The organism is Serratia odorifera (assembly GCF_041448735.1).
Taxonomy (GTDB): domain Bacteria; phylum Pseudomonadota; class Gammaproteobacteria; order Enterobacterales; family Enterobacteriaceae; genus Serratia_F; species Serratia_F odorifera.
In genome coordinates this window covers 1,269,205-1,277,872 of sequence record NZ_JBGMUT010000001.1, presented here as the reverse complement: position 1 = coordinate 1,277,872, position 8,668 = coordinate 1,269,205, and the positions used below count along the sequence as shown (strand labels likewise).

Below are 8,668 nucleotides of genomic sequence, written 5' to 3'. Positions count from 1 at the left end.
CCAGCGTGCAGTAGCCATGGGTTTTGGATGTTGTGTGACGATTGGGAGTGCTTTGCAAGGATGGTGGTGGGGGAAGGATAACTCGTCGCGTGGCGACTCGCCCTGCGGGCCGCGCTAAAGCGCGTTGTTTCGCTACGCTCAACTCGAACCTGTCGAAGCTTCTCATCCTTCCCCAGCGTGCAGTAGCCATGGGTTTTGGATGTTGTTTGACGATTGGGAGTGCTTTGCAAGGATGGTGGTGGGGGAAGGATTCGAACCTTCGAAGTCTGTGACGGCAGATTTACAGTCTGCTCCCTTTGGCCGCTCGGGAACCCCACCATGGTATTCATGGATTTTCTGATTGTGATTGAAGGTTGTTACCTTCCCCGCGCGGCGCTCATGTTGACTCGTCTTGCGGTTTAACCTTGTTGCCAAGATTAAGATGGTGGTGGGGGAAGGATTCGAACCTTCGAAGTCTGTGACGGCAGATTTACAGTCTGCTCCCTTTGGCCGCTCGGGAACCCCACCACGATAATTCGTGGATTTAACGAATTTTAACACGCAGAAAGCTGACCGGCTTTCTGGCTAGCGTGACTGCGTAAGCGCTGTCTCGGTAAGCGGGGCGCATCATATCAAATGAAGCGGGAGTGTAAAGCATTGAAATGCAGAAAATGAATCGTTTGCCGTTTTTTTATGCGCGGCGGTGCATCTGTAAGCAGAATGCACCGCCAGCAAGGGTGATTACAGGATCACGGTGCGGTTGCCGTAGACAAATACCCGCTGCGCCAGTACGCGATACAACGCGCGGCTGAGCACATTCTTCTCGACGTCACGGCCGGCGCGCATCATATCGTCAGCGGAATAGGTATGATCAACGTGGATCACGTCCTGCATGATGATTGGCCCTTCATCCAGGCTGTCATTAACGTAGTGCGCGGTCGCGCCGATGATCTTCACCCCGCGCTCGTAGGCCTGATGATAGGGCCGCGCACCAATAAAGGCCGGCAGGAATGAATGGTGAATATTAATCACCTGGTTCGGATAGTGCTGAACAAACGCCGGCGTCAGTACCCGCATATATTTGGCCAGCACGACGTAGTCCGGTTGATACTGATCGATTTGCGCAATCAACTGCTGATCGTGCTGTTCGCGCGTCAGGCCTTCATGACTCACCAGGTGGAATGGAATATCGAAGCGTTCAACCAGCGTTTTCAACGTGTCGTGGTTGCCAATTACCGCGGCAATTTCTACATCCAGGCCGCCGTAGGCGCTTTTCATCAATAAGTCACCCAGGCAATGGGCTTCTTTGGTCACCAGAACCACAATGCGGCGTCGCCCGGCGCTGTGCAGTTCGCGCACTGAACCCTCTGGCAGTGCGCCATCCAGATCGGCCAACAGGGTGGTATCGTTGAAAATGCCTTCCAGTTCGGTGCGCATAAAGAAGCGCCCGGTACGGTGATCGACAAATTCATTGTTCTGCACAATATTAAGTTGATGTTTGTAGCAAATGTTGGTGATTTTGGCGATCAGCCCTTTGGCGTCAGGGCAGATAGTGCGTAATACTTTTCGTTGTACATTTTGATGTGGCATGGCAATGCTAATCCTGTCAGATACTGAACGCCTGACACCGCAGGCGATAACGTGCTTCAGGCCGAGGGCTTATTGCCCGCAGCATTTTTTATATTTTTTGCCTGAGCCGCAGGGGCAAACCGCGTTTCTGCCCGGCTGTGGCTTGACTCCGTCAATATAATACCAGCGTTGGTCAAGGCGAAGAAAGCGTGAACGTTCATGCATCGCCTTGACGTCGCCACTGGCGCCATCGACAAAGCGGGCGATAAACTCAACGAAGCCTTCGTCAGGCCCGATGCCGGCTTTTTCTTCAATGACCGTTAAACCCAGCCATTGGGTATCTTGAAAGCTGTCGACAATCGCTTTGCGCCACTCGTTGGCGTGGCAATCCGGATGCCAGCTGGCGATCAGATAATCCACATGCTGTTTAACATAGGCACTGAAGCGGGAACGCATCAGCAGGCCTGGCGTGGCGGGCGTTTGGACACCGTTGATATACGGTTCGCAGCATGCGTTATACTCCAGCCCGCTGCCGCAAGGGCATAATTCAGACAAATTAACTCCTCAAAAGAGCGAACGATATGAATACTGTTCGAGGCCAGGGGAAATGTAGCGCATAGGTTACCTAACCCGGTTCGATGGTGACAATGTACCCTGAGGTTACACTTGACACAATTCACCGATGATAGAGGCAAGCTATAATGCGACAAATAAAAGTTGGGCTGGCGCTGGGGGCAGGTTCGGCCAAAGGCTGGGCGCATATTGGCGTCATCAACGCGCTCAAGAAAATGGGCATTGAGGCCGATATAGTTGCCGGTTGCTCTGTCGGCTCGCTGGTGGGTGCCGCATATGCCAGCCATCGATTGCCGGCGATGGAAAAGTGGGTGCGCTCGTTCAGCTATTGGGATGTGATCCGTCTGATGGATCTGTCCTGGCAACGCGGTGGTTTGCTGCGCGGTGAGCGGGTATTCAATGCGGTCGGCCAACTATTAAACATTAACGATATTGCGCAATGTTCGCTGAAGTTTGGTGCGGTTGCGACCAATTTGAGCACCGGCCGTGAACTGTGGCTGACCAAGGGCGATATACACCAGGCGATACGCGCGTCGTGCAGTATGCCCGGATTACTGGCGCCGGTCTGGTTTGACGGCTATTGGCTGGTGGACGGTGCGGTGGTCAATCCGGTGCCGATTTCGTTAACCCGCGCCATGGGTGCCGATATCGTTATTGCAGTGGATTTGCAGCATGACGCACATCTGATGCAACAGGATCTGTTTTCAGTGCGTAGCGAACCGGACGAAGCGCCAGTGGCGCGTAACTGGCGGGGGCGACTGCGTGAGCGGATCGGCAAGATGACGGTAAAAAAACCGAACATTACCCCCACGGCAATGGAAATCATGAGCACCTCGATCCAGGTGTTGGAAAACCGGCTAAAGCGTAACCGCATGGCGGGGGATCCCCCTGACGTGTTGATTCAACCCTATTGCCCGCAGATCTCCACGCTGGATTTTCATCGTGCGGAAGAAGCTATCGAGGCGGGGCGGCTGGCGGTAGAGAAACAGCGCGACATGCTGCTGCCGCTGGTAAAAAACAGCTAGTTACGCGTCGCCAATGGCAGGGAGCATTTTCATGTCAATTTCCGGCAGGCATAACTGGCCATTTTGAGCCACTATTACATCATGACAAGGGAAGAGGTCCGGCCAATGGCATTACCACTGACAGACAAGCGCATTCTGATTGTTGAGGACGAACAGGTATTTCGTTCGGTGCTTGTTGGCTACCTGCAATCATTAGGCGCAGTTACCCATGAAGCGACCAATGGCTTGCAGGCGTTGAGTGCTGTTGATGATATCGGCCCGGATTTGATCCTGTGCGATCTGGCAATGCCTGAAATGGGCGGCATTGAGTTTGTTGAGCATCTGCGCCTGCAGGGAGTAAAAATCCCGGTATTGGTTATCTCGGCTACCGATAAGATGGCGGATATCGCCAAGGTGTTGCGATTGGGCGTGCAGGATGTGCTGCTCAAACCGTTAAGCGATCTCAATCGTCTGCGCGAGGCGGCATTGGCCTGCCTGTACCCGAACATGTTCACCTCACCGGCAATCGAAGAGGTTGAATTGCTGCAGGATTGGGACGCGCTAAGCAAAAATCCGTCGGAAGCTGCCAGGTTGCTCAAGCAGTTGCAGCCGCCGGTACAGCAGTCGATTGCCCATTGCCGGATTAACTACCGCCAATTGACTACCGACGAAAACCCAGGGCTGGTGCTGGATATTGCTGCATTATCAGAAAAAGATCTGGCCTTCTATTGTCTGGATGTCACTCGCGCCGGCGATAATGGCGTATTGGCGGCCTTATTATTACGGGCGTTATTTAATGGTTTGCTACAGGACCATTTAGCTAATCAACAGCATCGTCTGCCGCAAATGTCCACATTGTTAAAACAAGTTAATCAATTATTACGCCAAGGCAAGTTGGAAGGGCAATTCCCGTTGTTGGTTGGCTATTATCACGCCGAATATAAAAACCTGATCCTGGTTTCCGCAGGCTTACATGCCAATGTGAATACCGGCGACAATCAAATTCAGCTTAGCAACGGAGTGCCGTTGGGGACGCTGGGCGCCACCTATATGAATCAAATCAGCCAGCGCTGCTCGGCGTGGCAATGCCAGGTCTGGGGCACTGGCGGGCGTTTGCGCCTGATGCTCAGCGCAGAATAGCGGCTTATTGTAAGCAACTATTAACGGCAATTGAGCCGGTTGAAAATATTATTCCTGTCCGAAAACCCTCGATTAGGTAATTGTCTTAAAGTGATTCTATTTGATCGCAGTGTAATGCTCAGCGGTATTTAGCTGGTATACTCCGGGAGTTTGTATAGCGAGTGACGTTCATAATTTGAGCGCGCATCAAGAGAGGAAATAATGTCAGCGTTAAATCGTAAAGTCAGGAAAGCGGTCATCCCGGTTGCGGGCTTGGGCACACGGATGCTGCCAGCGACGAAAGCCATTCCCAAAGAAATGCTGCCGCTGGTTGACAAGCCCCTGATTCAGTACGTGGTCAATGAATGCATTGCGGCTGGAATCAGTGAAATCGTTTTAGTGACGCACTCCTCTAAGAATTCCATCGAAAACCATTTTGACACCAGTTTTGAGCTGGAAGCGATGCTGGAAAAACGCGTAAAACGCCAGTTGCTGGATGAAGTCCAATCCATTTGCCCAAAAGGCGTAACGGTGATGCAGGTTCGCCAAGGCGTGGCAAAAGGCCTTGGTCATGCGATCATGTGCGCCTATCCAATGGTGGGCGATGAGCCAGTGGCGGTAGTACTGCCGGACGTTATCATCGACGAGTACAGCGCCGATCTGAGCAAAGACAACCTGCATGAGATGTTGGCGCGTTTTGAACAAACCGGCGTCAGCCAGATTATGGTGGAGCCGGTGCCGCAAAAAGACGTCGGCAACTATGGTGTAGCAGACTGTCAGGGCCATCAGTTACAGCCGGGTGAAAGCGCGCCGATGGTGAGCGTGGTCGAAAAACCCTCGCCGGACCAGGCGCCGTCCAATCTGGCTATTGTCGGCCGTTATGTGTTGTCGGCCGATATCTGGGCGTTGCTGGCGAAGACACCACCCGGGGCCGGTGACGAGATCCAACTGACCGATGCGATTGATATGCTGATGCAAAAGGAACCGGTCGAGGCTTATCACCTGAAGGGTGTCAGCCACGACTGTGGTAACAAGCTCGGCTATATGCAGGCCTTCGTCGAGTATGGCATGCGCCATGCCAGCCTGGGCAAGGATTTTTCTCAGTGGCTGCAACAGTTGACAGCCACTGAACAAAAATAAGTTTCTTTTCCGTATTAATTTGAAAAACTAGGATTTTCCCATGAAAGTAACAGTTTTTGGTATTGGCTACGTTGGCCTGGTGCAGGCTGCGGTGTTGGCTGAGGTTGGCCATGACGTTATGTGTATTGACGTTGACGAGCGTAAAGTCGAAAACCTGAAAAAAGGGAATATCCCTATTTTTGAACCGGGTCTGACGCCGCTGGTGCAGCAGAATTTTGAAGCCGGTCGTCTGCATTTTACTACCGATGCACAGGCTGGCGTGGCACACGGCACCATTCAGTTCATTGCGGTCGGTACGCCGCCGGATGAAGACGGCTCCGCCGATCTGAAGTACGTTACCGCCGTGGCGCGCACCATTGCTGAACACATGACCGACCATAAAGTGGTGATCGACAAGTCTACCGTACCGGTCGGCACCGCTGACAAGGTGCGTCAGGTGATGACTGAGACCCTGGAGAAACGCGGCAGCAAGGTACCGTTTGACGTGGTTTCCAACCCGGAGTTCCTGAAAGAAGGCGCAGCGGTTGCCGACTGTATGCGTCCTGAGCGTATTGTTATCGGTACCGATAACAAAGAGGTGATTGAACCGATTCGTGAACTGTACGAACCGTTCAACCGTAATCACGATCGCATGATCCTGATGGATATTCGCAGTGCAGAGCTGACCAAATACGCCGCCAACTGCATGCTGGCGACAAAAATCAGCTTTATGAACGAGATTTCCAACCTGGCCGAACTGCTGGGGGCAGACATTGAAAAGGTGCGTCAGGGTATCGGCTCCGATTCGCGCATCGGTTATCACTTTATTTATCCAGGCTGCGGTTACGGCGGCTCATGCTTCCCGAAAGACGTTCAAGCGCTGATCCGTACCTCCGAGCACATCGGTTATCAGCCGAAGCTGCTGCAGGCGGTCGAGCAGGTGAACTATCAGCAGAAATACAAGTTGACCACCTTTATCAAACACTATTTCGGTGAGGATCTGGCGGGCAAAACCTTTGCTCTGTGGGGCCTGGCATTCAAACCGAATACCGATGACATGCGTGAAGCATCAGCACGGGTATTGATGGAAACGCTGTGGGAAGCCGGTGCCAAGGTGCAGGCCTACGATCCGGAAGCGATGAACGAAGCGCAGCGCATTTATGGCCATCGTGACGATCTGAAGCTGATGGGCACCAAAGAAGCCGCGTTGCAGGGTGCCGATGCGTTGGTTATCTGTACCGAATGGCAAAACTTCCGCGCGCCGGACTTTGATGTCATCAAATCCACCCTGAAGCAGCCGGTGATCTTCGATGGTCGTAACCTGTACGATCCGGAGCGTCTGGAAAGCCGCGGTTTCACCTATTATGCAATTGGCCGCGGCGCTTCGGTGCAGCCGGTTATCTAAGAGGTGAGCATGAAATTCCTGGTTACCGGCGTCGCAGGGTTTATTGGGTATCACGTTGCCGAGCGTTTGTTGGCGGCCGGGCATCATGTTGTCGGTATCGACAACATGAATGACTATTATGATGTCAGCCTGAAAACTGCGCGTCTTGATTTATTGGCCGGGAAACCGGCCTTTCAATTTATCGCGCTGGATCTGGCTGACCGCGATGGCATGGCCACATTATTTGCCGAGCAACAATTCCAACGGGTCATTCATCTCGCCGCGCAGGCCGGGGTGCGTTACTCGTTGGAAAACCCGATGGCGTATGCCGATTCCAACCTGATTGGTCATTTGAACGTGTTGGAAGGCTGCCGGCATAATAAGGTTGAACATCTGCTGTATGCCTCGTCCAGTTCGGTTTATGGCTTAAATCGCAAGCTGCCTTTTTCGACGGAAGATTCTGTTGACCATCCGGTGTCGCTGTATGCGGCGACCAAAAAGGCCAATGAACTGATGTCGCACAGTTATTCGCATTTATATGGTTTGCCAACCACCGGGCTGCGTTTCTTTACCGTCTATGGTCCGTGGGGGCGCCCGGATATGGCGCTGTTTAAATTCACCAAGGCCATTTTGGCCGGCGACAGCATCGATGTATATAACCACGGCGAGATGCAACGTGATTTTACTTACATTGATGATATTGCCGAGGCGATTGTTCGCTTACAGGACGTGATCCCGCAAGCGAATGCCGATTGGAACGTGGAGCAGGGGGCGCCAGCGACCAGTTCCGCGCCGTATCATGTTTATAATATCGGCAACAGTAGCCCGGTAAAACTGATGGAATATATCCAGGCGCTGGAAAATGCTTTAGGCGTCACGGCACGTAAAAATATGCTGCCGATGCAACCAGGCGACGTGTTGGATACCAGTGCGGATACTGCCGAGCTGTACCGCGACATTGGCTTTAAGCCGGCGACCAGCGTTGAGCAAGGGGTCAAACACTTCGTCGACTGGTATAAGGCATTTTATAAAGTGCAGTAAATGTACAATCTGATGGCAATATAAAGGGGCTTATGCCCCTTTTTTATTCACATCACCTTCCGTGGCTGCAAACAAAAAGGCTCCCAATGGGAGCCTTTAAGATGCACGGCAGAAACGCTATTACAGCAGGAAATCGTCCAGCGATTTACCTTGCTCTTCGATAGCTTTCTTAATTACCGCTGGCGTACGGCCTTGGCCAGTCCAGGTTTTCATCTCGCCGTTTTCATCTTTATATTGGTATTTAGCCGGGCGCGCTGCACGCTTGGCTTTACCCGCGGCTTTATTTGCTGCCATGGTTTGCAGCAGTTCGTTAGGATCAATACCGTCTGCAATCAGCATTTCGCGATATTGTTGCAGTTTACGCGTACGCTCTTCGATTTCCGCTTGAGCCTGGCTATCTTCTTCGCGACGTTCGTTCACTACAACTTCCAGTTTTTCAAGCATCTCTTCCAGCGTCTCCAGGCTGCATTCTCTTGCCTGTGCGCGCAGAGTACGGATGTTGTTCAAAATCTTTAATGCTTCGCTCATTGTCCTACTCTCAAATTATATTGGTGGGGGGCGTCTCGATAATAATAGAGTGCTCTTTTCCTTTCTGCAATAGCCAAATTGAGATGGATACTCAAATTTACCATTTAAAAATGCCTTAATCAGAACTGTCCGGGTAATAACATCTACTCCGCCGAGTTTTTACCGTTGGGCTGTTAAGTCAAATTTTCAACAGCACGGCTCGGCATTTTTTTTGCTTAAAAGGCTTTCATCGCAAAGATATAATTGTGTTTTATATGGTTTGTTCAACTGAAATCTGTGGGGTTAATCACGTATATCAACATGCAAACATTGTAAACAATAGGGGTATATTGGTAAAGATAACCGCAAAAGC

General features: G+C 51.9%; 8 protein-coding genes, 2 tRNA genes and 1 other RNA gene. 5 read left to right on the top strand and 6 right to left on the bottom strand.

What is annotated here, in order from left to right:
• Positions 1 to 61: 61 nt before the first annotated feature.
• The 5 genes from ACCC84_RS05965 to ACCC84_RS05945 form a co-directional block, all read right to left on the bottom strand.
• A non-coding RNA gene (locus ACCC84_RS05965) (RtT sRNA) lies at positions 62 to 187 on the bottom strand.
• Between the two features lie 46 nt (positions 188 to 233).
• Positions 234 to 318: transfer RNA gene (locus ACCC84_RS05960), tRNA-Tyr, on the bottom strand.
• 104 nt (positions 319 to 422) lie between these two features.
• Positions 423 to 507 (bottom strand) — tRNA-Tyr (locus ACCC84_RS05955).
• Positions 508 to 720: 213 nt separating this feature from the next.
• Positions 721 to 1,569, bottom strand: a complete 849-nt coding sequence (purU, locus tag ACCC84_RS05950) for a formyltetrahydrofolate deformylase (protein ID WP_004962336.1) — start codon at positions 1,567 to 1,569, stop codon at positions 721 to 723.
• 69 nt (positions 1,570 to 1,638) lie between these two features.
• Entirely contained in the window at positions 1,639 to 2,103 is a 465-nt protein-coding gene (locus ACCC84_RS05945) for a YchJ family protein (RefSeq protein WP_039992049.1), read from the bottom strand.
• 146 nt (positions 2,104 to 2,249) lie between these two features.
• Between ACCC84_RS05945 and rssA the strand changes: the two genes are divergently transcribed.
• The 5 genes from rssA to ACCC84_RS05920 all read left to right on the top strand — a co-directional run bounded on the left by rssA (position 2,250) and on the right by ACCC84_RS05920 (position 7,788).
• The gene (gene rssA, locus ACCC84_RS05940; RefSeq protein WP_004962339.1) at positions 2,250 to 3,146 is read left to right on the top strand and encodes a patatin-like phospholipase RssA; all 897 of its coding nucleotides are present in this window, start codon (positions 2,250 to 2,252) and stop codon (positions 3,144 to 3,146) included.
• A gap of 105 nt (positions 3,147 to 3,251) precedes the next feature.
• Positions 3,252 to 4,265, top strand: coding sequence for a two-component system response regulator RssB (rssB, locus tag ACCC84_RS05935; protein ID WP_198773979.1), 1,014 nt, complete (start codon positions 3,252 to 3,254; stop codon positions 4,263 to 4,265).
• Between the two features lie 201 nt (positions 4,266 to 4,466).
• Positions 4,467 to 5,384 carry a UTP--glucose-1-phosphate uridylyltransferase GalU gene (gene galU, locus ACCC84_RS05930; protein ID WP_004962345.1) on the top strand — a complete coding sequence of 306 codons (918 nt, stop codon included), beginning with the start codon at positions 4,467 to 4,469 and terminating at the stop codon, positions 5,382 to 5,384.
• Between the two features lie 40 nt (positions 5,385 to 5,424).
• Positions 5,425 to 6,768, top strand: coding sequence for a UDP-glucose dehydrogenase family protein (locus tag ACCC84_RS05925; RefSeq protein ID WP_004962347.1), 1,344 nt, complete (start codon positions 5,425 to 5,427; stop codon positions 6,766 to 6,768).
• A 9-nt stretch (positions 6,769 to 6,777) separates the two neighbouring features.
• A complete protein-coding gene (locus tag ACCC84_RS05920) occupies positions 6,778 to 7,788 on the top strand; it encodes an NAD-dependent epimerase (protein WP_371901645.1) in 1,011 nt (336 codons plus the stop codon).
• Positions 7,789 to 7,908: 120 nt separating this feature from the next.
• Here the strand turns inward: ACCC84_RS05920 and hns are convergent, their stop codons facing one another.
• On the bottom strand, positions 7,909 to 8,316 hold the full coding sequence (gene hns / locus ACCC84_RS05915) for a histone-like nucleoid-structuring protein H-NS (RefSeq protein WP_004962351.1): 408 nt from the start codon (positions 8,314 to 8,316) through the stop codon (positions 7,909 to 7,911).
• Positions 8,317 to 8,668 lie beyond the last annotated feature (352 nt).

What these genes read in the sequence shown, in the direction of transcription:
- hns (WP_004962351.1), bottom strand. Translation starts at nt 8,316, where the DNA reads ATGAGCGAAGCATTAAAGATTTTGAACAACATCCGTACTCTGCGCGCA.
- ACCC84_RS05925 (WP_004962347.1), top strand. Translation starts at nt 5,425, where the DNA reads ATGAAAGTAACAGTTTTTGGTATTGGCTACGTTGGCCTGGTGCAGGCT.
- ACCC84_RS05920 (WP_371901645.1), top strand. Translation starts at nt 6,778, where the DNA reads ATGAAATTCCTGGTTACCGGCGTCGCAGGGTTTATTGGGTATCACGTT.
- galU (WP_004962345.1), top strand. Translation starts at nt 4,467, where the DNA reads ATGTCAGCGTTAAATCGTAAAGTCAGGAAAGCGGTCATCCCGGTTGCG.
- rssA (WP_004962339.1), top strand. Translation starts at nt 2,250, where the DNA reads ATGCGACAAATAAAAGTTGGGCTGGCGCTGGGGGCAGGTTCGGCCAAA.
- rssB (WP_198773979.1), top strand. Translation starts at nt 3,252, where the DNA reads ATGGCATTACCACTGACAGACAAGCGCATTCTGATTGTTGAGGACGAA.
- purU (WP_004962336.1), bottom strand. Translation starts at nt 1,569, where the DNA reads ATGCCACATCAAAATGTACAACGAAAAGTATTACGCACTATCTGCCCT.